This is a genomic window from Pseudomonas artemisiae, assembly GCF_057128685.1.
In genome coordinates this window covers 313,170-334,368 of the sequence record NZ_JBSKHS010000003.1, presented here as the reverse complement: position 1 = coordinate 334,368, position 21,199 = coordinate 313,170, and the positions used below count along the sequence as shown (strand labels likewise).

Here is a 21,199-nt window from a genome sequence, read left to right as displayed (position 1 = left end):
GACAGGCTGCTGAGCATAAAACTACAATGCGGCCACATTTGATGGCATTGCTGCCTTATTTCTATCCTTACCGCGAGCAATTTTCGTGAAAATCTCTTTTTCGATACTTAGCCTGTGTTTCGTGCTCGCAGGTGCTTGCATCGCGCCTACCGCCAGCGCCGCAGATAGCGTGTTCAAGCGTGACCCCTCCCAACTGCACTTGGCCTCCCATAGCGCATTGCTTATCGACCTGGAGACCAAAGATGTCATTTACCAGAATCAACCGGACCAGGTAGCGCCCATCGCATCGGTGACCAAGTTGATGACAGCCATGGTGGTACTTGATGCAAAGCAGTCCATGAGCGAAGACATCACCGTGGACATCAGCCAGACTAAAGAAATGAAAGGCGTGTTTTCCAGGGTCAAGTTGGGTAGCACCTTGAACCGTCGGGACATGCTGTTGATTACCCTGATGTCTTCGGAAAACCGCGCTGCCGCCAGTTTGGCCCACCACTACCCGGGCGGTTACAACGCATTCATCGCGGCCATGAACGCCAAGGCCAGGGCCTTGGGCATGAGCCATACCCGCTATGTAGAGCCTACCGGTTTGTCCGAGCAGAACGTGTCTACCGCCAGGGACTTGAGCAAGCTACTGATTGCTGCGCGCAACTACCCAATGCTCTCGGAATTAAGCACTACCAAGGAAAAAACAGTTGCCTTTAAAAAGCCCAGCTACACCTTGGGCTTTCATAACACCGACCATTTGTTGAACCAGAAGAATTGGGACATCCAGATCACTAAAACTGGCTTTACCAACAAGGCAGGGCACTGCCTGGTGCTGGTGACCCATATGGGCGGGCGGCCAGTGGCCATGGTCATTCTCGATGCCTTCGGCAAATACACCCACTTCGCCGACGCCAGCCGCCTGCGTACGTGGGTAGAAACCGGTCGCGGCGGCAAGCCCCCCGCGGTGGCGATGCAATACAAAGCCGAGAAACACCGGCAGTTGGCCGACTGACGTTTAATCTGAAGCGGCCGGCCAGGCGACCGCATTGCACCCGGTCGCGGCCGAGGCCTGCTGCTACGGCGGCGCTTACCACCTGTAAGAGCGAGCACAAGCTCGCGAAGAGACGGCGCGGGCCTCAATGACGCACTGGTCGCCAGCTTTGCTGGCTTCTACAGGATGAACCGCACACCTGCTGCGCGACAGCGCGGCGCCTTGGCGGCGGGACGGCTTCTGTCATGGGAACCCTATGGGCGGTTTATGGGCCTACCCTGAGTCGGCGGCTAGTCTGCAATCTTTAGGGGCTTGGCTCATTCTACGGTGATGCAACGCCGCCAGATGAAATAATCTTCAAATAGCGCCCTCAGGAAACTTGGCACAATGCCAGGGTCCGCTTATGACTTTGCAGGTACCTCAATGACACGCGTACTGACCATCGAAGACGATGCCGTTACCGCCCGGGAAATCGTGGCCGAGCTGAGCAATCACGGCCTGGATGTAGACTGGGTCGACAATGGCCGCGAAGGCTTGGTCAAGGCCGTCAGCGGTGTCTACGACGTGATCACCCTGGACCGCATGCTGCCGGAGCTTGATGGCCTGGCCATCGTGACTACCCTGCGCACCATCGGTGTGTCCACGCCGGTGTTGATGATCAGTGCGCTGTCAGATGTAGACGAGCGGGTTCGCGGGCTGCGCGCCGGCGGTGACGATTACCTCACCAAACCCTTTGCCTCCGACGAAATGGCTGCACGGGTCGAGGTGCTGCTGCGGCGCAAGCAGGCGGTTACGCCGCAGGACAACACCCTGAAAGTGGCGGACCTTGAACTGGACCTGATGACCCGGGAGGCTCGCCGGGCGGATCAGCCGCTGAACCTGCTGCCTACCGAATTCAAGCTGCTTGAGTTCCTGATGCGCAATGCAGGGCAGGTACTTACCCGTATGATGATCTTCGAAGAAGTATGGGGCTACCACTTCGACCCAGGCACCAACCTGATCGACGTGCATATTGGCCGCCTGCGCAAGAAAATCGACCCTGCCGGCCTGCCGCCGCTGATCAAGACCGTGCGGGGATCGGGCTATGTCATTGCCGAACCCCTCTAAGGGGTGGCGCTCTTCCAGCAGTCGCTTGCTGGCGCTGTACAGCTTTTTATTCGTAGCCTGGAGCAGCATTCTGCTGGGGGTGCTGTACTTTGAGGTGTCCGACTACCTCAACAGCCTAGCGCGGCACTCACTGATGCAGCGCCAGCACCTGTTCGCCCGCTTTGGTGGGCGAGACCTTGAAGACGCCTTGGCCGCGAGCCAGGCCTTCGACGACCGCGCCTTTGACGCCTATGGGCTGTTCGACGACGAACTCTTCCCGGTAGCCGGCGAGCTGCACCGCATCCCTCGGGGCCTGGCGCTGGATGGGGATATCTACGAACTGGACGACTGTATCGACTCTACCGACCCTAAGCTTCCACAAGACAGTTGCGCGGCGGTTGCCATGCCTACCCGAGACGGACGCTGGCTGGTGTTGGTGCGCGATAACGGCTCGGTATTCGCGGTGACCCATATCATTCTACGCGCCCTGCTGTGGGGCGTGTCGCTGACCATACTGCCCGGGATTGCCGGCTGGCATTTGCTGCGTCGCCGCCCCTTGCGGCGGATCCGTCAGATCCAGGTAAGCGCCGAGGCCATCATGGCTGGTGACCTGTCTGGGCGCTTGCCACTGTCGGCGCGGCGGGACGAGTTGGATATGCTTGCGGCCATCGTCAACGCCATGCTTGATCGCATTGAAAAACTCATGTTGGAGGTCAAGGGCGTGTGCGACAACATCGCCCATGACCTACGTACCCCCCTTACCCGCCTGCGCGCCCAGTTATACCGTATCAAGCAGCAGACCGAAGACACCTCGCCACAGGGCATTCAGTTGGATCAAGCCATCGCCGATACTGACACCTTGATGGCGCGGTTTCGCGGGTTGCTTAGAATCTCCGAGATAGAGGACCACCGCCGCCGCTCAGGTTTCGTGGTACTAGACCCCCTCGAGCTACTCCGTGAGCTTCATGACTTCTATCTGCCACTGGCCGAGGAAGGCGAACTGGAACTGCTGCTCAAGGCCCCTGAGGCCCTGCCTGCCATTAACGGGGACCGGGCATTGCTGTTCGAAGCCATCGGCAACCTGCTCAGCAACGCTATCAAGTTCACGCCGGTGGACGGGCGGGTAATACTGCGAGCGCTGGTACACGAGGGCAGTACTCGAATCCGCGTGGAAGACTCTGGCCCAGGCATTCCCCAGCAAGAACGCCAGGCAATTTTCCAGCGGTTCTATCGCAGCGATGAATCGGCCCAGGTCGGGTTTGGCCTGGGATTATCCATCGTTGGCGCGGTCGTGAACCTTCATGGGTTTGGGCTAGAGGTCAGCGACAGCCCCCTGGGCGGCGCCTGCCTGACCCTTGACTGCCGGCCCACCAACGCACTGGTTGCCACATGAACCTTCTCTACATCACCGAACAGCCTGATCACGCCCTGGTGCAGATGTTCACCGATCACACCGGGGCCATCGTCAGCACCCTGCCCGAACAGGCAGACCAGCATTTGCAAGGGCACTACCGCTTTATCGTGCTGGACCTGCCCAGCGCTCGGCCCGAGCTGCTGAACAAGGCCCTGGCGCGACGGGGAGATGCGCGCTTACTGGTGTTGTTGGGGCAAAGCGACTCCAGCACCCGGGCCCAGGCTCTGCACGCCGGGGCAGACCTGTGCCTGCCACGGCCGCTGGCCGCGGTAGAATTGCAGGCACGGATGCAAGCCCTCAGCCGTCAGTACCCCGCTGCAGCGGCCGAACCACAGCCGGCGGTAGGCTTATGGCTGTCTAGCAATCGCCTGCTGCTCGGGCGTGGCAGTGCGCAGCAAAACGTGACGGTAACCGAGCAGCGGCTACTGGCGTTACTGGCGCACCAAGGCAAACCCACCAGCCGCCAGTTGATCGAAGAGCACCTGTGGGGCACCGAACAACCAACCCGCGGCCCGCTGATCGAGCGCCATGTATGCAACCTGCGGCGCAAGCTCAGCGAGCTAGGCGTGCCCTACGCGCTGCAAACCCTGCGTGGCTACGGCTACTGCCTGAACGAAGCCCTGCGCCTGCGTATCGATTGATCAGCAAAACCCATCAGCCGTGGGTGAAGCCCGGCGGGCGTTTATGAATAAAGGCCGACATGCCTTCTTTCTGGTCAGCAGTGGCAAAAGCAGCATGGAACACCCGCCGCTCGAAGCGAACCCCTTCGGCCAGGCTCACCTCGAAGGAACGGGCCACGCTCTCCTTCACCATCATGGCCATGGGAAGGGATTTTTCGGCGATCACTTTCGCCACGGCCAAGGCTTCTTCGACCAGTTTTTCCTTGGGCACGATGCGCGCCACCAGCCCTGCCCGCTCGGCTTCTTCGGCGTCCATCAAGCGCCCGGTAAGGCAAAGCTCCATGGCCTTAGCCTTGCCCACGGCGCGGGCCAGGCGTTGGGTGCCACCCATGCCAGGTAGCACACCGAGGCTGATTTCGGGCTGTCCAAAGCGGGCGTTGTCCGCCGCCAGGATAAAATCGCACATCATCGCCAGCTCGCAGCCGCCACCCAAGGCATAGCCGGCCACCGCCGCGATCAACGGTTTGCGTCGGGCAGCGATGCGGTCGGCTTCGCGGAACAGGTCGTCCAGGTAAATCCCGGGGTATTGGAGCTCGGCCATTTCCTTGATATCAGCCCCTGCGGCAAAGGCTTTTTCAGACCCTGTGATCACCACACAGCCAATACCTGGATCGGCTTCCAATTGGTCCAACGCCCGGTTCAATTCAGCTACCACCTGTGCATTGAGGGCATTCAACGCCTGGGGACGGTTTAGGGTAATGAGCGCGACCCGCTCCTCGGTCGACAGCAAAATGGTTTCAAAGCCTGGCATATCAAACGTCCCCGTCGGTTAGCTTACGCATTCAATGGCCATCGCCGTGGCTTCGCCGCCACCGATGCAGATGGCCGCCACCCCGCGCTTGAGCCCACGGCGCCGCAGGGCCGCGATCAAGGTTACCAAGATCCTCGCCCCCGAGGCGCCTATAGGGTGGCCCAGGGCGCAGGCCCCGCCGTTGACGTTGACCTTTTCATGGGGCAAGCCCAGGCGTTGCATGCAGGCCAACGCCACCACTGCGAAGGCTTCGTTGATTTCGTACAGGTCCACATCGGTTAGAGACCAGCCGGTACGCGCCAACAAGCGCTTGATTGCGCCCACCGGCGCGAGAGGGAACAGGCCTGGTTCATCGGCGAAGCTTGCGTGGCCGTGAATCACCGCCAGAGGCCGCAAGCCCCGGGCGCCGGCCTCGCTCTGGCGCATCATGACCAGCGCGGCGGCGCCATCGGAAATCGAACTGGCGTTGGCGGCGGTCACCGTCCCGCCCTCCCGAAACGCGGGTTTGAGCGTCGGAATTTTGTCCGCGCGGGCGCGGGGGGGCTGTTCATCTTCAGTCACCTGCCGCTGCTCGCGGCCCGCGGGCGCCGTGACCCCGATGATTTCCTCGGCGAAACTGCCGTCTTCCATCGCCCGCACCGCTCTTTCCAGCGAGGCCAGGGCGTAGTCATCCTGGGCCTGGCGGCTGATGCCTTCGCTCGTGGCGCAGTCCTCGGCAAAGGTGCCCATCAAGCGGCCGGGATCATAGGCATCCTCCAAGCCATCGAGAAACATATGGTCCAGCACCTGGCCATGGCCCATGCGATAGCCGCCGCGGGCCTTAGGCAACAGGTAGGGGGCATTGGACATGCTTTCCATACCACCGGCCACTACCGTGGCAGCGCTGCCAGCCACCAGTAGGTCATGGCCGAGCATTACCGCCTGCATGCCCGAGCCGCACATTTTGTTAAGGGTGGTGCAAGGGGTGCGTTTGGCAAGGCCTGCGCCTATGGCCGCCTGCCGGGCGGGCGCCTGCCCTAACCCAGCCGGTAGCACGCAGCCCATCAGCACCTCGTCAACCGCATCAGCTGCCAGCCCAGCGCGCTGCATGGCCCCGGCGATGGCCGCACTGCCCAGTTCGGTGGCGGTCAGCCCCGCCAACGCGCCCTGTAGCCCGCCCATGGGTGTACGGGCGATGCTGACAATTACGATCGGATCGTTCATAGGTCGTGTCTCCAATTAGCGCGCGGCCATGCGCAGAGCGCCATCAAGGCGAATCACTTCGCCGTTGAGCATGTCGTTAGCAATGATGTGCAGGGCCAAGGCGGCGTATTCGGCCGGCTTGCCCAGGCGGGGCGGGAAGGGTACCGCCGCGGCCAGCGAAGCCCGTACCTCCTCGCTCATGCCGGCCATCATCGGTGTTTCGAAGAGGCCGGGCGCGATGGTCATCACGCGAATGCCGTGGCGGGCCAGCTCGCGGGCGGCGGGAAGCGTTAGGCTAGCGATGGCGCCCTTGGAGGCGGCATAGGCGGCCTGGCCGATTTGCCCATCGAAGGCGGCCACTGAGGCGGTATTGATGATCACCCCGCGGTTGCCGGTGGCGTCCGGGGTGTTATTGGCCATGGCGGCAGCGGCCAGACGGAGCAGGTTGAAGCTGCCGATCAGGTTTACGTTCACAACGCGGGCAAAGGTATCCAGGCCGTGGGGGGCGTCGCGGCCCAGAATGCGCTCACCGAGCACCACGCCCGCGCAATTGACCAGCCCGTGTAGAGCGCCAAAGGTTTCGACCGCCGCGCTCACGGCGGTTTGGGCCTGCTGGGCATTGGCGATGTCCGCTACAGCGTGGGGCATTCCCAATTGCTCGGCATAGGCCTGTAAGGCCGGGCCGTTCAGGTCTATCAGAAGGACATCGGCTCCGGCTTCGACCAGCGCGCTTGCGGTTTCCGCGCCCAGCCCTGACGCTGCTCCGCTGACGATGAAGTGCTTATTATTGATGTCCATGGTCGCTCCTAATGACTCACCGTACCGCCGCATGCTGCGGCTTGCACGGCCTAGGAACAATGGCAGGGCCGATCAATCGGCTTGAGCGTTTTCGCCAGTGCCCAGCACCAGGCCGCGGTAGTGGCCGGGGTTGGAACCGAACCACTGGCGGAAGGCGCGGTAGAACGAGCTTTCGTCGGCAAACCCTAGGCGTTCGGCGATCTGCCCCATGCTGCTACCCTCCTCCGCCAGCCAGGCCAGGGCGCGCTCTTTACGCAGCGCTGCTTTGAGCTGCTGCAGGCTCTGCCCTTCGACGGCCAGGCGCCGACGCAAGGTGGCAACCGACATGCCATAGGTCGCCGCCAAGGCCGCGGCTTCTGGCCATTGGCCGGGCGGCGTAGCCTTGAGCAGGTCCCGCACCCGCTTGGTCAAGCCAGTGGACGCGCGGTATTTCACCAGCAAGTTACCCGGCAACCGGGCGCAGAAGGCGTGCAGGTCCGACTCGGTCCGCCGCACCGGCAGCTCCAGGCAGCTAGCGGGAAACACCAAGCGCGTTGCGGGCTGGTCGAAGCGCAGGTTGGCGCCGAAGAACCGCCGGTAATCGGCGCAGTCCGCAGGGGCGGGGCCTCGCAGCTCTACCGCGAGAATGGGCACCCGCCGGCCGGCCAGCCAGCAGGTCAGCCCATGAACGATCATCCAGAAGGTGAAATAGGTAAAGGGCCGAGTGGGTGCGCCGGATTCGGCGAGGGTGACTACAGCAATGCCCTGCTGATGCGCCAGCCTGGCGTTCAGCGCCCCTAGCATCAGCCGGAGAAACTCAAGCGCCAGGGCCAGGCCGGCTTCTACCGTCGCCTGGCCCGAGGCTGCCCGCCATACGAAGGCCAGGCTGCCCGCGCGCAGGGGGCGGGGTGCCATGGCGAAGAACTCGTCGTCCAAGGCAGTGGCAAGGGCTTGCCAGAGCGTGGCATAGGTAGACGCTTGAACCCGCTGGGTCGCATCCATGGCGCTGGGCCAGGCAAGGCCTGCCGCCCCCAGGGCGCGCGCCGCCACCGCGGGGCAGGCTCCCTGCAATGCCTCTCGCACCAGCGTTATGGAAATGCTGTCTTTGCTCATGGCCATCCGGGTAGACGAGTGATTACCCATGGTAGAGTGCGGCGGCGGGAAAGTCAGCGTGGGTGTGCTGCGCTGTTACCTTACTTGTGAAAGGAATTGCCTTATGCGCCTGCGCTTGGTCCGTCGCGTTATCGCCGGGTTGATCACCGCTCCGCTGTTGGCTTGCGTGGCCCACGCCGCCGAGCCATCTTCAGTCTATGGCCCAGAGCTACAAGGGTTCGATTACCCCTATACCCTGCGCCACTATGCCTTCGAGTCTCAAGGCAAGGCCTTGCAAATGGGCTATATGGACGTACCGGCCGCGGGCAAGGCCAACGGCCATACCCTGGTGCTGATGCATGGCAAGAATTTCTGCGCCGCCACTTGGGAGAACTCCATCAAGGCCTTGAGCGGCGCGGGCTACCGGGTGATCGCTCCCGACCAAATCGGCTTTTGCACCTCCAGCAAGCCTGAACATTATCAATACAGCTTCCAGCAACTTGCCGCCAATACCCACGCCCTGCTGGCTGAACTTGGCATCAAGCAGGCCTCGATCCTCGGCCATTCCACCGGCGGCATGCTTGCTACCCGCTACGCGCTGCTCTACCCGGAGCAAACCGAGCGTTTGATGCTGGTAAACCCTATCGGCCTGGAAGACTGGAAAGCCTTGGGCGTGCCTTACCGCAGCGTGGACGATTGGTTCGCCCGGGAAGTGAAGCTCACTGCCGATGGCATTCGCGAGTACGAGCGCAAAACCTACTACGGCGGCCGCTGGAAGCCTGAATACGACCGCTGGGTCAACATGCTCGCGGGGCTCAATCAGGGGCCTGGGCACAATGTGGTGGCGTGGAACTCTGCCTTGATCTACGACATGATCTTCACCCAGCCGGTGTACTACGAGTTTGGTCAGGTCAAGGTGCCCACGTTGCTACTGATCGGCACCGCCGATACCACCGCCATCGGCAGCGATGTTGCCCCTGCCGCGGTGAAAGCCAAGCTCGGCCACTACGACGTGCTAGGCAAGCACGTGGCGCAGATGATTCCCGGCGCCACACTGGTTGAATTCCCTGGCCTGGGTCATGCGCCACAAATGGAACAGCCCACTGCCTTTCACCAAGCGCTATTAAGCTGGTTGTCCAAACCGCCTGCCCATGCGACAAGCCCCGCCACTACGGGGCAACAGCCATGAGCGAACTACGGATCGCGGTAATCGACGACTGGCAAGGGGTGGCCCAAACCGTGGTGGACTGGAGCGTGCTGGCGCCCATTGGCCAAGTGGAATTTCTGCATCAGTATCCGGCCGATGAAGCTACCCTGGCCGAACGGCTGGCGCCCTATAGCGTTATCTGCGTGATGCGCGAGCGAACGGCCTTCACCGCCGGGCTGCTGAAGCAGTTACCCCTGCTCAAATTGCTGGTTACCGGTGGTATGCGCAACGCCGCCATAGACCTCAGTGCTGCCCAGGCGCTAGGCATTGCGGTGTGCGGCAGCGATAGCTACCGCCAGGCCACGCCCGAACTGACCTGGGCGCTGTTGATGGCGTTGACCCGCAACCTGCTGCCTGAAACCCTCTCGTTACAGCAAGGTGGCTGGCAGATAGGGCTGGGCGGTGACTTGGCGGGCAAAACCCTGGGCTTGCTGGGCCTGGGCAACATCGGCGGCACCGTGGCCGGCTATGCCAAAGCGTTTGGCATGGAGGTAGTGGCCTGGAGCCAGAACCTGACCCAGGAACGCGCCGATGCCTTGAGTGTGCGCAAGGTGGATAAACAAACGCTGTTCGAGCAGGCCGACATCCTAAGCATTCACTTGGTGCTAAGCAAGCGCACTCGGCACTTGGTAGACGCTCAGGCGCTGGCCTGGATGAAGCGTGGAGCACTGTTGGTGAACACCTCCCGCGGGCCCATAGTCGACGAGCAGGCCCTGATCGCTGCCCTTGAAAGCGGCCGGTTGGCAGGCGCTGCGCTGGATGTGTTCAGCGAGGAGCCTCTGCCCAAGGACCACCCCCTACGTCGTTTGCCGCGGGTATTGGCCACTCCGCACATCGGCTACGTCACAGAAAACAATTATCGGGTGTTCTTCAGCGCCATGATCGAGAACATTCAGGCATGGCATGCGGGCGCTCCCATACGCGTGCTTAAGTAAACTCAACGGCGCGCACCTGGGGTAGGCCGCACGTACGGCGGGTTGCTCGGCATGCCGTCCGGTTGGCTATAGGGCCGGCCGGCCGGCTGGCCATTTCCAATACCACGGTTTTCCAAGGTAGGTGCCTGCCTGGGGGGTACCGCTTGCTGCCCTTGGCGCTGGGCCGGGTTACTGGGCACCGTGCCCTGCCTGCTGTTGGGGTTGATGCGCCGAATAGGGCTGCCCAAGGGGTTGGTGCTAATCCCCGGCCGAGGCTGGGCAGCTTCTATAGGCTCCAAGGCACCCAGGCCCATCAAGGCTGCTAAGCACAACGGCATCCACTGTTTAAGCATGCTGCTCTCCACGTCTATAAGGGTTGATCGAAGCTGAGCGCGGCGAACGCCCTGGCGCTAGAGCTGTCGCAAGACAAAGCCCCACGGAGTTTTTCATGCCCGCTTCGCTTTGCCGCGCCCTCGCGCTGGCTGTGCTGTATCTGAGCCTTGGCGCCTGCGCCTTGTTCAGCCCCAATGATCCATTGGTGGTCCAGGTCGCCGGCCTGGAGCCGGACACCGGCAATGACTTGGAGTGGCGCATACTGGTGAAGGTGCGGGTGCAGAACCCAAACCGAAACTCGATCGAGTATTCCGGCGTAGCCCTGGCCTTAAGCGTCAATGGGCAGCCCCTGGCCAGTGGCGTCAGCCCGGCCCAAGGCACTGTCGCGGGTTATAGCGAAATCGTACTGGCTGTTCCCATGACCGTCTCGGCATTTTCCGTCTTTCGCCAAGCGTTGGGCCTGGCTAATCTGCACCCTGGCCAGGATGTGCCTTACCGGATCGAAGGGAAGCTGGATCGCCCAGGGTTGCTAGGGGCGGTAAGGTTCAACAACAGTGGCCACTTGAGCACGGCCAGCCTAGGGTTACCCAGCGCTACGCGATAACTCAACGAGCCGCAGCCATCGCTTTGTTTACCTCGCTACGCACCAGGTTGGCGTAGTCTGGTGGCGAAAGTTGCTCGAGTTCGGCGCGTACCCATTCGGCCCATTTGCCTTTGCGCCGAGGTTTTTCAGCAATCAGCCGAGCAGCGTCGGCCTTGGCACGGCCCAGGTTGGCCTTCCAATTTTCGAAATGCCGGGCTTTGTCCGATTCGATGGCTTGACGCTCGGCATAGGTTTTATTCGCAAGATTCAGGCTCATGCGCCCCTACCTGTGTTGATGGCGTGAAGGGGGTAGTTTACACCGCCTGCAACTTTCAGGCTTGCAGGTAATCCGAATGACACAGCCGTGAAAGAGGAACCCGCTATGGCCCGTACACCATCTAACCCCTTGATTGATGAGCAGATCATGGATCAGGCCTTCAGCGAGTTGGCCGCACTTGTGGAAGAGTCCGAGGGCCTGCTGAACGAGGGCCGTGGCCGCCGCTGCAGCCGCAAGCTGCGCCGCCAGTTGGACCAACTACTGCAACGAGCCACAGACCTGGCAAACCAGTTGGCCGAGCAAGCCGCCCCAGCCGTGCGTGGTACCGAGGGCTATGTTCGCCAACATCCGGGCCAGGCCCTGGCTATGGCCGCGGCCGCAGGGGCTCTGGTAGCCCTGCTGGTCAACCGCCGCTGATCAGCCTTCTGCCCACTGTTGTAACTGAGCCAGACACTCTGGCGCCAGCGCGATGCCATGTCGTAAGGCATGGTTTCGATTCTGGTAACGCCGCTCCCCTGCCAGGCGGGTAACCCCCGCTTCGGTCATGCGCTCTACCAACACCTGCGCGCGCTCCGCGAAGGAGCGGCCCCCCGCGCGAGCTGGGTCGATGATGATCATCAGCTGGCCCGTCCACGGCGTTTGTGCTCCCGGATGCTTTGCCCAATCGAACTCGAATGAAAAATTCCCACCCGTGAGCCCAGCTGCCAGTAGCTCGACCATCATCGACAGCGCCGAGCCCTTGTGCCCGCCGAACGGCAATAGCGCGCCACCGTCCAACACCGCGCGCGGGTCTGTAGTAGGTTGACCTTGGCTATCCACACCCGCCCCGGTAGGCAGGGCCTTGCCCTCACGGGCGGCGATTTGCACATCCCCATGGGCCAGTGCGCTGGTAGCCATGTCAAACACCAGTGGCGGCCGGCGCGCGCAGGGAGCGGCGAAGGCGATGGGGTTGGTGCCGAACACCGGGCGCTGAGCGCCCTGGGGAACTACGCAGGTCATGCTGTTGACCACCGATAGGGCGATCAGGCCCTCTTCGGCGAAGGGCTCCACGTCGGGCCAGAGCGCGGCGAAATGATGGGAGTTGCGGATGGCCATTACCGCTATGCCTGCCTCTCGGACCTTGCGCAGCAACAGGGGCCGGGCCGCCGCCAGCGCAGGTTGAGCAAAGCCATTGGCAGCATCCACGGCGACATAGCCTGAGGCAATATCGTCTACAACAGGGGTAGCTGCCGGATCGACCCAGCCGCTAGCGATGGTGGATCGGTAACCGGGGATACGAAACACCCCATGGCTATGAGCCCCATCGCGCTCGGCCGCGGCGCAATTGGCCGCCAGCACCGCAGCTACGGAGCCCGAAGCGCCCTGCCGGAGGAACACCTGCTTCAACAGCGCCACTAGCGCCGTGAACTCGATGGTGGCTTCACCCGCGCCCGTATCACGTTTTTCACCCATAGCGCTGCCTCGTGTTGTCAAGTCACCGAACCCTTTGTGCACTCGAGGGTAGGCTGCCTTAACGGCGCACCTTGCGGCGCATCACCCCGTTGATGATCACGGCCACCACCGCCACGGCGATGGCCAGATACTGGAAGGTCTTTTCATCCAACCGCCCCTGAGCCTGGAGCCACGAAAGCCCTAGCATGATCGCCACGATCACCACGCTAAGCAGTAGGGAATATTTCAAACGCTGCACTTGTGTCATAGCAAACTCATCATGTATCGGTATGCATACCTGGTGGAAACCAAAACGCGGCAATAGCGGCGCCTTTGGGCGTCATAGTACCGCGCCCACTTAAACAGTGGCATGCAAACCACAAGGAGCACCTGATGTTGCGTCGAATTTTCTGGGCTATTGCTCTGCTGTTAACCCTGAGCTTAAGCGGCTGCTGGATGTTCATGCCACCCGGCGGCGGGCACGACGGGCCAGGCCACGGCGGGCCAGGGGCCATGGGCCCGCGCTAAGTCAGGGCTAGGGTAGCGGTTTCCCGTTCAAGTCGTTCCTGCTTAATAACCTTTGAGTGAGCGCGCAGGCTCTTGGGCCTTGCCTACGGAAGGTTATTGTATGCGTATCTTTCTAGCGCCACTGGCGTCCCTCAGCTTATTCACCACGCCTGCCGCGGCGCTGACCGTTGAACAGGTCAGCGAAAAGGAGCTGCGTGGCTATACCGCTACCTTGGCCGAGCACGCTGGGGCGTCCCAGTGGCAACAACTTTGGAGCAATACCCGGCAACAACATCATTTCGATACGTCCGGGCCGCAAGCGCGGTTCACGTTGCCCATGCGTGAAATTCCGGCGCTGGTCAGTCAAACCCTTATGTCCCCTCTACAGGTGCAGCTGCTACCGCCTACGCGTACCCAGGTACGGCGTGATTTCAGCCCAAGGGTCACGGGGGTGGCACAGGATCAACCGCTGACCGCTATTTGCGTGGGGCTGGATTGGCGCGGGGCACCAGAGCGTACCGATCGCCCATTGAGCGCCGCCGACCTACGCTATGTCAGCCTTACCAGCGCCAAGCCTTGCTAGCAATTGCCTTACCTGCTGCTAAGACTTGCCTTTCAAACCAGGCGGAAATTTCCTCTGGGCCAAGCGTAGCCCATGCCCATGTAACCAGGGGTTGGCCTAGGGACAATGCCTGGGCCAACCGGCATAACGGATACCCTCCCTGAAAGGATTTCACATGACTACTCCAGACTTGTCCCAGGTTGATACCACCCGCCTACCCCATTCGCTGCGTGCATTGATCGAGTGCGTGGGCGTAGAGCAAGCGTACCGTTTGACACTTCTATACGGCGGCCGCCCGCGTTACATCCCTAAAAATCCTGCGCGCTCGGCCTTGGCTAAACTCCTACCCGCCGGTGCCCTGCAAGCCCTGACCGCACGCTTTGCGGGCACCTCCCTGGAAATCCCCAAGGCCGATCATTTCGAGCGTCAGTTCCGTGATCGGCAAATCCTTGCAGAAAGCAGCCAGGGGTTGTCACGGGCAGAGTTGGCCAATCGGTACGGTTTGAGCCTGCGGCAGATCGGCAACATTCGCCGCGGCCAAGTCAGTGCACAGGCATAGCTTCCGTCTTCAACGGCCCGCTAAAGGGCAGCACAGTTGACACGCGCGGTAATCGCCGCGCTGACTTTTTAGGAATGGACATCCACTATGACAACACAACATAACGACCTCATTGGATCAGTCATCAATGCTCTACCGCTGGACCGCATGATCGCCGGGCCACTTCAAGCAATGATCCAGGCACAGACCGCTGCGAGCAAATCCTATGCAGACTTTCTGTTGGGCGTGTGCGTGAAAGACGGCAAGGCGGTTTCGGTACAATTCGACTACGACGAAACCATCACTGATGAAAATGGTACCTACAAAGGTACCGTGGCCAAATCCATGCAGGTTCCGCTGCTGGCAGCGGTGACCCACCCCAATATTTCCATCAGTGAAGGTACGATCGAGTTCGAACTCAATATTACCCAAGCTTTCGAAGACACCAGCCAAACCGGCGGCAGTGCTGACCTTCAGGCCGAGCTGGGTTGGGGACCTTTCAAACTGGCTGTCAAAGGCCAGGTAAGCCATAACAAGGCCCAAACCCGCAAAACCGACACCCGCGCCCGCTATGCGTTTAACACCAAGGTCGTGCGGCAGGACCCACCCGAGGCATTGATGCGGGTGATCGATATGCTCACCGAAGCGGCTATCAAACCTGTTCGGTTGGCCACTTCGACCCTCAATGAAGATGAAAAAGCCTACGGCGCCACGGCGCTCCCGTCACCCCAAATCTTGAACGGTACCGTCATACCGACAGCGAGCAATCAGCCTACGGCCACCGCCGCGCCCTGACCCTGGCACTCTCTTCCATCGCCTGAACGTTACCCCGGCTAACCTGGGGTAACACCGCCAAGGAGACCCTCGCATGGGATTTTTTTCACGGAAAGAACCCATGGTCCCCAGCGACCTGCGGGATATCACCCGCGGCCTTCACGAAGCCGCCAGCAGCGCCAACAACCTCATCGCCCAGCAATACATCAAGCTGTTCGACCAGTTTTTCGACTATGACCCTGATGACCTGGGCACCCCAATGAAGGCCAAGATGGTAGAGGTTGCGCTGGATGAGCACCACCGCATGCAGGTACCGCTCATAACGCTGGTATCGCCCCGTGGGCTAGCCCTGGAAACCATGAACGTGGACCTGTCAGTGAAAGTATCCGGCACCGAAGCCGAAGCGGTCAGCCATGCCCTGGAAAACGGCGAACTGACGTGCGAGCGCTTTTACGTAACCATGGGCGGGCCACGCCAGGACCCTGCGCAGCGCAGCCCGGACGAGGTGCAGATCAGCCTGACCTTCAAGGCCTGCGAGCCCCCCGAAGCAGTGCACCGGCTCATCGAGGAGTACACCCAGCTGATTTCCCCGCTGCGTACAGTGCGCGATAAGGCCGAGCCAGACTTGCCCACCGATTAAAAATCCTTCTTGTAGAACAGGTCCAGCGAGCTGGCCACACCGCTGGCGGCCTCTAAGTAGAGCTGGCGGGTCAAGGCGTAGCGCAGCGCTACGGTACTGGCTGGCTCGAACACGCCCACGCCGTAACGCAGGGTAAGGCGCTCACTCAAGTTACCGCTGGCCACCACACTGGTGCTGTTGCCGCTGCCTTCGGTGTCGAGTTGGAAGTCCTGCACGCCGAGGTTCCGCGCAAGCCGGCTGGTAGTGGATGCGCTGCCCATCAGGCCCAAGCCCAAGGCAGCCTGAGCCAGCAGGTTGCTGTCCTCGCCGTTGGTGCTCAGTGGCCTGCCCAGTACCAACCAGGAGAGGGCCTCTTCCTGGCTCATGGCAGGCTCGCCGAATACTTCGCTGGTCGGCTGCTGCGCGCTGCCGTTGAGGCGAATACCGGCGACCACATCGCCTGTCTGGCGGATCGCTTCGACATCCAGATAAGGCTGGTCGATAGGCCCGGTAAAGAACAACCTGGCACGGCGCAGGGTCAGGCGTTGGCCATAGGCGCGGTAGCGTCCGTTACGCAGCTCCAGCGCGCCGCGGGTATCGACATTATCGCCGATGTGCAAGTGGCCAGCGAGGTCGGACTGCAGCCCAAAACCGCTGAAGGTCAGCTTGTCGCTGCCCACATCCACGTTCACATCCATGGCGATCCCCAGCCGCGCCTGAGTGGGTGCTTCACGACCCACGACAACGGCATCGCCGGACACCTTGACCGTGGAAGGCGGCAACTGGCGCACGGTAATGGCGCCCTTGGGTACGGTCACGGTGCCCGCAAGCGAAAGCTGCTGGTCAGCCATTTTCAAGCGCAGGTCAGCCCCTGCCTCAACGTCGGCATAGGGCTGCACGGTGACGGGTAGCCTGCTGGCCCGTACCGCCATATCTAAGCGCAAAGCCCCTGCCCACTCCACCGTGCCTTCGATGTTGCCCTGCCCCTGTGCGCCGCTGCGCCAGCCACCGTCCAGTTGCAAGTGATCGCCACTCATGCGTGCGTTCAGGGCCAGATCCTCCACGGCCAGCGGCAACCCAGGCGCGGACAATGCCCCACCGTTCAGGGTGAACGCACCCTCTACCCTTGGCTGCAATAAGGTACCGCCCAGCTCGCCACTGCCTTGCAGCGTACCTGCCACGTGATCGGCCTGCTCCACCAAGGGCCCAAGCACGGCAAGGTCTACGCCTGCTAAACGGAAGCTGCCTGACAAGGGCTTGGCATCGCCAAAGGGATCAAGGCTGGCGCGCAGGTTCAGTTGGCCCAGGCGGTGGCCATCGAAGTTGAATTCAGTATCGACGCGGCGTGGCGCGACCTGGCTGGTCAGGCGCAACGTGCCATAAGGAAAGGCTAAGCGCTGATCGCCCTGTTTCACACTCAAGGTGCCGCCGCTGGCATCCACTACCAGGCTTCCCCGCGGGCCCGTCTCGCCAAGGTTCAGCTGCACATCGGCGCTGGTGGTGCCTTCCCAACCCAGGTTAGTCGGCAACCACGGCTTCAAGCTGGCTAATGGGAAATCCCGCAGGCGTAGCGTGAGCTGAGGGTTAGGGGCCAGGCGCTGCTGATCGGCGCACAAACTGGCCTGGCCCGAACGCCAACAGTGAGCGCCTAAATCCACCTGGCCGTCAGCCAATCGGCGCAAGCTGGCAGGTGTCTGTAGCGCCCAGGCCTGGCCGTGGCTGGCCACTTTACCGCTAGCCAGGCGCCCGCTCCACGCCCCGGCACTCCACGCACCCTCGGCGTCCAGGGCTACCACCGCCTGCGGTCCATTAAGCCCCAACCGCACGTTATGCCGCTGTGCACTGCCACCGCCATCGACCGTAAAGGTGCCCAGGTCGGTGTCGCCTGCGGCAACGCCTGTTGCTTTGAGCGCGACCTTGGCCTGTTCCCGTACGTCCAGGCTCGCGGCGAGCGTTAAGGCGCCCACGCGGTTGCTTTGCCAGGCCAGGCGTCGACCTTCGAGCTGCAACTGGCCTTCAGGGTGTTCTACGCGCCCAGCCAGGTTCAAACGGCCGTTCACTGCGCCCGCCAGGCCAGGCCAGAGCTGGTCCAGCCGTGGCGCGTTCAGCGCAAGCGTGCCAGCGAGTGCAGGCTTGCTGCTAGCCTGGCCGGTAAGCTGGTTGGTACCCAGGGCGAAATCCAGCCCGGAAAGGGACCACTGCTCGCCCCGCCCCTGGATGCCGCCATTAAGCCGCGCAGCCTGGCCACGCAACCGCCCGCTAAGGCCCAACTGAGCTTCCAGGGCCAATTGCCCGTCTTGCCATGCGCCTTTGCTGCTGACCTTACCTTCCAACTTGCCTGGCAGGCTGGCGACCCAATAGGCGGGGTTCAGGTTAGCCAACGTCAAATCCGCCCCCCATGCCACGCCTTGAGCGAAGGCAAGCTTCACTTGCCCAGCGAGTTCACCGGCACCGGCGCGCAACTGCAACTGAGGCAGCACCAGTTGGCTTGCATCGCCGCTAAAGGGGGTGATCAGCGAGAATGGCCCGGCGGGCCCGGTGAACTGCCCGTCGAGGTTGCCCAGGTAATTGCCATTGCCGTAGCGCACCAAGGCGGTAAGCTTATTGGCCCGTACCGGTGGGGGCGCGGCTTGGGGGTAGAGGCTGGTCCATGGAAAGTCTTGCCAATCCAGGTTCGCTTCGCCGGTCAGGCCGTTCGCCCAACTGGCCTCACCCCGCACCCGTGCACGGTGGTCAGGGTCGGCCGTCAGGCCAAGCTCGCTGACGCTTGCGCCTTCACTGTTGGCCTTACCCTGTAGGCTAAGCGTGACCGGCCCTTGCTCACCCGGCAAGGTGGCGCCGCCTTCAATCACATAGCCCGCCGCCAGGTTACCCTCGGCACGTATTTCCAGGCCTTTAAGGGTCAGCGTAGAGGGCAGTGCCTGCTGGGGCGTAAAGGCATCGGCCTGCAGCCGCACTCGTGCTGGAAGGTGTTCGGCCAACGCCTGCACGGTGCCGGTGAGCGTTGCTGGCAGATAGCCTGAACTGCGTGCGTCCAGTGACAAGGTACCGGCTACTTCACCTTTCAGGGTACCGGTTACGCCCCACGAACGGCCATCGACCGCCGGCAAAACCAGGGCCAGCGACGCCTCCAAGGGCCATTCACCTTCTGGTGCTAGCGTACCTTGCAACGACAGCCGTATGTCGCCATAGGTCAGGTTCAGGTTACCCACCTGCAAGCCTGACGCGCTCCAGCCCGCCGCCAACTGTACGTTGGTAAGCAACGGTCGGCCTGCATAAAGGACTTCATCGACACTTAGCTGTTTAATCGCCAACCCTACCGGCAACTGCACGGCAGGCAGTTTCGGGGGGCCTGAAGACGGCGCGGATTCGTCGGCAGGCCCTGGCTCGATGTTCAGCCGGCGCGCTTGGAACAGGTCGACGCATAGGGTAAGCCGCGTCAGGCAGTTGGGCCGCCATGCCCAGCGTGGCTCATCAAGGGTAACGCGCAGCCCGGCCGGCCCAGCCCAAGTCAATTGGCTGGCCTGCCAGTGCCCACCCAAGCGGCCTTCAAAGCCCTCCACGGTTACGCCAGGGGCATGGGCCAACAACCACCGACTGCCACGTTCGCTGCCCAAGCCTGCTGCCAGCAGGCCCAGTACCAGTGCCACCAGCACCAGCAGCACGCACAACGCCATAACCACCCAACGCCGTACGCGCGTCATAGTTCCGGCCCCATGGAAAAGTGCAGGCGGAACCCGCCACCTTCATCCAGGCCGCGTGCTACATCCACCCGAATCGGGCCCACGGGCGATACCCAGCGCAAGCCCACCCCTACCCCGGTTTTCATGCTGGGCAAGCTCAAACTGTTGAAGGCATTACCCTGATCGACGAAGGTCGCCACCCGCCACTTGGGCGCGAAGGTGTATTGGTATTCAGCGGTACCGGCAATCCGGTAGCGCCCGCCGATATGGTCGCCATCGCTGTTTTCCGGCGAGAGGCTCTGATAATCGTAGCCGCGCACGCTCTGGTCGCCGCCGGCGAAAAACCGCAACGACGGCGGAATGGCCTTATAGCCGTTGGTAGCACTACCGCCCAGTTGCAAGCGGCCGAGAAAACGATGGCGCTCGAACACCGTGGTCAAGCCACGCCATTGCACATCGGCCCTAAACAGGTTGGCGTCTGACAATAGCCCTTCTTTGGCCACTTGCGCCTCAAAGCCGAGGCGATAGCCCCTGTTTGGGTCCATCCGGCTGTCACTGTGCAGGTAGCTGTAGCTGATACCCGGCATGACCAGGTTGCTCAACCCGCTGTCGTCACCCAGGCGGTATTGTTCACGTTGCCATTTGAGCGAGACTACCCGCTGCCAGCCACCGGGTAGCTTGCTGTGCCACTCCGGCCCCAGGGTCAGCAGCTTGCTCAGGCTGTCGGTGTCGGCGATTTCTTCGTACTGGTACCCGGCGGCGTAACGGATTTTATCGGTCAGCGGAGAAGCCAGCGGCACGTCGTACCACAAGCCGATGTTTTGCCGAGGCGCGGCCAACTCTGCCTCAGCCCCATAACTATGCCCTTGAGGATTGACCCAATGGCGCGTCCAGTTGGCTTTGAGCCGCGGCCCCACATCCGTTGAGTACCCTGCGCCCAACCCCAAGGTACGCGGCTCGCGGGCCGAGAGGTCGACGGTCACAGGCATCTGCTGGCCGCGGTTAGGCTGAGGTGCGGCCTCCACGATAACGCTCTGGAAATAGCCGCTGGCTTGCAGGTCATGGTTGAGCTGGGCGACCAGGTCAGCGTTGTAAGGGTCGCCTGCCTTGAAGGGCACCAGGCGCTGAAGGAGTTCGGTCGCGATGATCGAATTACCCTTGAAGTCGACGCTACCGAAGCGGTAACGGGGGCCGCTTTGGTAATGCAGCGCGATATCGGCCGTGCCAGCGGCCGGGTCTATGCGCAACTGTTGCTGTTCGAAGTGACCTTCGAAAAAGCCAAAGCGCGAAGCCTGGTTGAGGATCAGCCGCTTGGCGTCTTCATAGTGCCCATGGTTAAGGGTGGCGCCCGGTACCAATCCTAGACTCCCTGGCAAGCTGAAAGCGGGCAGCGCGGAGGCCGGCCCTTCAACCTTTACCGAGACCTGGCGCAGCTTTACCGGCTCCCCTGGACGTACGCGCAACCTCAAGGTAGGCGACTCGCCTTCACTGACCTCCCCGTCAATCACCGCGTGGTAGTAGCCCAACGCTTCGGCGGCACTGCGCGCCTGGACCTCGGCGGTACGGCGCAGTTGCTCCAATGCGCGCGCGTCACGGTCGGCCACGCTACCTACATACGCCTCGATATTGGCGCGCAGCGCCGCGTTGGGCGGGCTCAGCTCTACCTGAAGGCGGCCTTGTGCCGCGGCGTTTGCCGCAAGACAGGCGAGCAATAGCCCACCGCTTGTTCGTCCTGAATACCTCATGGGGGCAATCCTACCATGATAAGCCTATCGGCCCGAACCTCAGCCCCCGGCTGGCTTGAGCGTGGCGG

23 protein-coding genes are annotated in these 21,199 nt (G+C 62.1%); 13 read left to right on the top strand and 10 right to left on the bottom strand.

The features are described from left to right. The first annotated feature begins 85 nt into the window (after positions 1–85). The 4 genes from pbpG (at position 86) to ACWKV4_RS05935 (ending at position 4,117) form a co-directional block, all read left to right on the top strand. Positions 86–997, top strand: a complete 912-nt coding sequence (gene pbpG, locus ACWKV4_RS05950; RefSeq protein WP_483830608.1) for a D-alanyl-D-alanine endopeptidase — start codon at positions 86–88, stop codon at positions 995–997. Positions 998–1,399: 402 nt separating this feature from the next. Then, positions 1,400–2,083 (top strand): response regulator transcription factor, encoded by a 684-nt coding sequence (locus ACWKV4_RS05945; RefSeq protein ID WP_483830609.1) that lies wholly within the window; start codon positions 1,400–1,402, stop codon positions 2,081–2,083. Further along, a complete protein-coding gene (locus ACWKV4_RS05940; protein ID WP_483830610.1) occupies positions 2,061–3,455 on the top strand; it encodes a sensor histidine kinase in 1,395 nt (464 codons plus the stop codon). Before ACWKV4_RS05945 ends, ACWKV4_RS05940 begins: the two co-directional genes overlap by 23 nt. After that, entirely contained in the window at positions 3,452–4,117 is a 666-nt protein-coding gene (locus tag ACWKV4_RS05935) for a response regulator transcription factor (protein ID WP_483830611.1), read from the top strand. Before ACWKV4_RS05940 ends, ACWKV4_RS05935 begins: the two co-directional genes overlap by 4 nt. Positions 4,118–4,130: 13 nt before the next feature. Here the strand turns inward: ACWKV4_RS05935 and ACWKV4_RS05930 are convergent, their stop codons facing one another. The 4 genes from ACWKV4_RS05930 to ACWKV4_RS05915 form a co-directional block, all read right to left on the bottom strand. Continuing rightward, positions 4,131–4,907, bottom strand: a complete 777-nt coding sequence (locus ACWKV4_RS05930) for an enoyl-CoA hydratase (protein ID WP_483830612.1) — start codon at positions 4,905–4,907, stop codon at positions 4,131–4,133. 18 nt (positions 4,908–4,925) lie between these two features. Continuing rightward, a complete protein-coding gene (locus ACWKV4_RS05925) occupies positions 4,926–6,110 on the bottom strand; it encodes an acetyl-CoA C-acyltransferase (RefSeq protein WP_483830613.1) in 1,185 nt (394 codons plus the stop codon). Positions 6,111–6,125: 15 nt separating this feature from the next. Further along, a complete protein-coding gene (locus tag ACWKV4_RS05920; RefSeq protein ID WP_483830614.1) occupies positions 6,126–6,887 on the bottom strand; it encodes an SDR family NAD(P)-dependent oxidoreductase in 762 nt (253 codons plus the stop codon). Between the two features lie 72 nt (positions 6,888–6,959). Further along, a complete protein-coding gene (locus ACWKV4_RS05915; protein ID WP_483830615.1) occupies positions 6,960–7,979 on the bottom strand; it encodes an AraC family transcriptional regulator in 1,020 nt (339 codons plus the stop codon). Between the two features lie 103 nt (positions 7,980–8,082). On the opposite strand from ACWKV4_RS05915, the gene ACWKV4_RS05910 reads away from it, so the two are divergent. Both ACWKV4_RS05910 and ACWKV4_RS05905 read left to right on the top strand, forming a co-directional pair. After that, positions 8,083–9,147 (top strand): alpha/beta fold hydrolase, encoded by a 1,065-nt coding sequence (locus ACWKV4_RS05910; protein ID WP_483830616.1) that lies wholly within the window; start codon positions 8,083–8,085, stop codon positions 9,145–9,147. Further along, on the top strand, positions 9,144–10,100 hold the full coding sequence (locus tag ACWKV4_RS05905; protein WP_483830617.1) for a D-2-hydroxyacid dehydrogenase family protein: 957 nt from the start codon (positions 9,144–9,146) through the stop codon (positions 10,098–10,100). The genes ACWKV4_RS05910 and ACWKV4_RS05905 overlap by 4 nt, the downstream gene beginning before the upstream one ends. 2 nt (positions 10,101–10,102) lie before the next feature. Here the strand turns inward: ACWKV4_RS05905 and ACWKV4_RS05900 are convergent, their stop codons facing one another. Continuing rightward, complete coding sequence (locus ACWKV4_RS05900; protein WP_483830618.1) at positions 10,103–10,432, bottom strand: hypothetical protein; 330 nt, start codon at positions 10,430–10,432, stop codon at positions 10,103–10,105. Between the two features lie 95 nt (positions 10,433–10,527). Here ACWKV4_RS05900 and ACWKV4_RS05895 point away from each other — a divergent pair, with 95 nt between their 5' ends. After that, positions 10,528–11,016: an LEA/WHy family protein gene (locus tag ACWKV4_RS05895; protein ID WP_483830619.1), complete on the top strand. Its 489-nt coding sequence runs from the start codon at positions 10,528–10,530 to the stop codon at positions 11,014–11,016. Between the two features lies 1 nt (position 11,017). Here ACWKV4_RS05895 and ACWKV4_RS05890 read toward each other — a convergent pair whose 3' ends face one another. After that, positions 11,018–11,272, bottom strand: a complete 255-nt coding sequence (locus ACWKV4_RS05890) for a hypothetical protein (RefSeq protein ID WP_483830620.1) — start codon at positions 11,270–11,272, stop codon at positions 11,018–11,020. Positions 11,273–11,377: 105 nt separating this feature from the next. Between ACWKV4_RS05890 and ACWKV4_RS05885 the strand changes: the two genes are divergently transcribed. Continuing rightward, positions 11,378–11,689, top strand: coding sequence for a glycine zipper domain-containing protein (locus ACWKV4_RS05885; RefSeq protein ID WP_483830621.1), 312 nt, complete (start codon positions 11,378–11,380; stop codon positions 11,687–11,689). On the opposite strand, the gene ACWKV4_RS05880 is transcribed toward ACWKV4_RS05885, so the two are convergent. After that, the gene (locus ACWKV4_RS05880) at positions 11,690–12,724 is read right to left on the bottom strand and encodes an Ldh family oxidoreductase (protein ID WP_483830622.1); all 1,035 of its coding nucleotides are present in this window, start codon (positions 12,722–12,724) and stop codon (positions 11,690–11,692) included. 58 nt (positions 12,725–12,782) lie between these two features. After that, positions 12,783–12,971: a hypothetical protein gene (locus ACWKV4_RS05875; protein WP_483830623.1), complete on the bottom strand. Its 189-nt coding sequence runs from the start codon at positions 12,969–12,971 to the stop codon at positions 12,783–12,785. A 125-nt stretch (positions 12,972–13,096) separates the two neighbouring features. Here ACWKV4_RS05875 and ACWKV4_RS05870 point away from each other — a divergent pair, with 125 nt between their 5' ends. From ACWKV4_RS05870 to ACWKV4_RS05850, 5 genes are all read left to right on the top strand, one after another. Then, positions 13,097–13,231: a hypothetical protein gene (locus tag ACWKV4_RS05870; RefSeq protein WP_483830624.1), complete on the top strand. Its 135-nt coding sequence runs from the start codon at positions 13,097–13,099 to the stop codon at positions 13,229–13,231. Positions 13,232–13,331: 100 nt separating this feature from the next. After that, positions 13,332–13,793 carry a hypothetical protein gene (locus ACWKV4_RS05865; RefSeq protein ID WP_483830625.1) on the top strand — a complete coding sequence of 154 codons (462 nt, stop codon included), beginning with the start codon at positions 13,332–13,334 and terminating at the stop codon, positions 13,791–13,793. Positions 13,794–13,947: 154 nt separating this feature from the next. Next, positions 13,948–14,331: a Mor transcription activator family protein gene (locus ACWKV4_RS05860; RefSeq protein ID WP_483830626.1), complete on the top strand. Its 384-nt coding sequence runs from the start codon at positions 13,948–13,950 to the stop codon at positions 14,329–14,331. Between the two features lie 87 nt (positions 14,332–14,418). After that, positions 14,419–15,105 (top strand): DUF2589 domain-containing protein, encoded by a 687-nt coding sequence (locus ACWKV4_RS05855; protein ID WP_483830627.1) that lies wholly within the window; start codon positions 14,419–14,421, stop codon positions 15,103–15,105. Between the two features lie 73 nt (positions 15,106–15,178). Further along, positions 15,179–15,724 carry a DUF2589 domain-containing protein gene (locus ACWKV4_RS05850; RefSeq protein ID WP_483830628.1) on the top strand — a complete coding sequence of 182 codons (546 nt, stop codon included), beginning with the start codon at positions 15,179–15,181 and terminating at the stop codon, positions 15,722–15,724. On the opposite strand, the gene ACWKV4_RS05845 is transcribed toward ACWKV4_RS05850, so the two are convergent. Continuing rightward, a complete protein-coding gene (locus ACWKV4_RS05845; RefSeq protein WP_483830629.1) occupies positions 15,721–19,407 on the bottom strand; it encodes a translocation/assembly module TamB domain-containing protein in 3,687 nt (1,228 codons plus the stop codon). The two genes, ACWKV4_RS05850 and ACWKV4_RS05845, sit on opposite strands and share 4 nt — an antisense overlap. Beyond that, entirely contained in the window at positions 19,404–21,131 is a 1,728-nt protein-coding gene (locus ACWKV4_RS05840; protein ID WP_483830630.1) for an autotransporter assembly complex protein TamA, read from the bottom strand. The genes ACWKV4_RS05845 and ACWKV4_RS05840 overlap by 4 nt, the downstream gene beginning before the upstream one ends. Positions 21,132–21,199 lie beyond the last annotated feature (68 nt).

Bases quoted from the DNA above. Each gene is read 5' to 3' on its own strand.
- ACWKV4_RS05945 (WP_483830609.1), top strand. From the start codon at position 1,400: ATGACACGCGTACTGACCATCGAAGACGATGCCGTTACCGCCCGGGAA.
- ACWKV4_RS05940 (WP_483830610.1), top strand. From the start codon at position 2,061: ATGTCATTGCCGAACCCCTCTAAGGGGTGGCGCTCTTCCAGCAGTCGC.
- ACWKV4_RS05935 (WP_483830611.1), top strand. From the start codon at position 3,452: ATGAACCTTCTCTACATCACCGAACAGCCTGATCACGCCCTGGTGCAG.
- ACWKV4_RS05930 (WP_483830612.1), bottom strand. From the start codon at position 4,907: ATGCCAGGCTTTGAAACCATTTTGCTGTCGACCGAGGAGCGGGTCGCG.
- ACWKV4_RS05925 (WP_483830613.1), bottom strand. From the start codon at position 6,110: ATGAACGATCCGATCGTAATTGTCAGCATCGCCCGTACACCCATGGGC.
- ACWKV4_RS05920 (WP_483830614.1), bottom strand. From the start codon at position 6,887: ATGGACATCAATAATAAGCACTTCATCGTCAGCGGAGCAGCGTCAGGG.
- ACWKV4_RS05915 (WP_483830615.1), bottom strand. From the start codon at position 7,979: ATGAGCAAAGACAGCATTTCCATAACGCTGGTGCGAGAGGCATTGCAG.
- ACWKV4_RS05910 (WP_483830616.1), top strand. From the start codon at position 8,083: ATGCGCCTGCGCTTGGTCCGTCGCGTTATCGCCGGGTTGATCACCGCT.
- ACWKV4_RS05905 (WP_483830617.1), top strand. From the start codon at position 9,144: ATGAGCGAACTACGGATCGCGGTAATCGACGACTGGCAAGGGGTGGCC.
- ACWKV4_RS05900 (WP_483830618.1), bottom strand. From the start codon at position 10,432: ATGCTTAAACAGTGGATGCCGTTGTGCTTAGCAGCCTTGATGGGCCTG.
- ACWKV4_RS05895 (WP_483830619.1), top strand. From the start codon at position 10,528: ATGCCCGCTTCGCTTTGCCGCGCCCTCGCGCTGGCTGTGCTGTATCTG.
- ACWKV4_RS05890 (WP_483830620.1), bottom strand. From the start codon at position 11,272: ATGAGCCTGAATCTTGCGAATAAAACCTATGCCGAGCGTCAAGCCATC.
- ACWKV4_RS05885 (WP_483830621.1), top strand. From the start codon at position 11,378: ATGGCCCGTACACCATCTAACCCCTTGATTGATGAGCAGATCATGGAT.
- ACWKV4_RS05880 (WP_483830622.1), bottom strand. From the start codon at position 12,724: ATGGGTGAAAAACGTGATACGGGCGCGGGTGAAGCCACCATCGAGTTC.
- ACWKV4_RS05875 (WP_483830623.1), bottom strand. From the start codon at position 12,971: ATGACACAAGTGCAGCGTTTGAAATATTCCCTACTGCTTAGCGTGGTG.
- ACWKV4_RS05870 (WP_483830624.1), top strand. From the start codon at position 13,097: ATGTTGCGTCGAATTTTCTGGGCTATTGCTCTGCTGTTAACCCTGAGC.
- ACWKV4_RS05865 (WP_483830625.1), top strand. From the start codon at position 13,332: ATGCGTATCTTTCTAGCGCCACTGGCGTCCCTCAGCTTATTCACCACG.
- ACWKV4_RS05860 (WP_483830626.1), top strand. From the start codon at position 13,948: ATGACTACTCCAGACTTGTCCCAGGTTGATACCACCCGCCTACCCCAT.
- ACWKV4_RS05855 (WP_483830627.1), top strand. From the start codon at position 14,419: ATGACAACACAACATAACGACCTCATTGGATCAGTCATCAATGCTCTA.
- ACWKV4_RS05850 (WP_483830628.1), top strand. From the start codon at position 15,179: ATGGGATTTTTTTCACGGAAAGAACCCATGGTCCCCAGCGACCTGCGG.
- ACWKV4_RS05845 (WP_483830629.1), bottom strand. From the start codon at position 19,407: ATGACGCGCGTACGGCGTTGGGTGGTTATGGCGTTGTGCGTGCTGCTG.
- ACWKV4_RS05840 (WP_483830630.1), bottom strand. From the start codon at position 21,131: ATGAGGTATTCAGGACGAACAAGCGGTGGGCTATTGCTCGCCTGTCTT.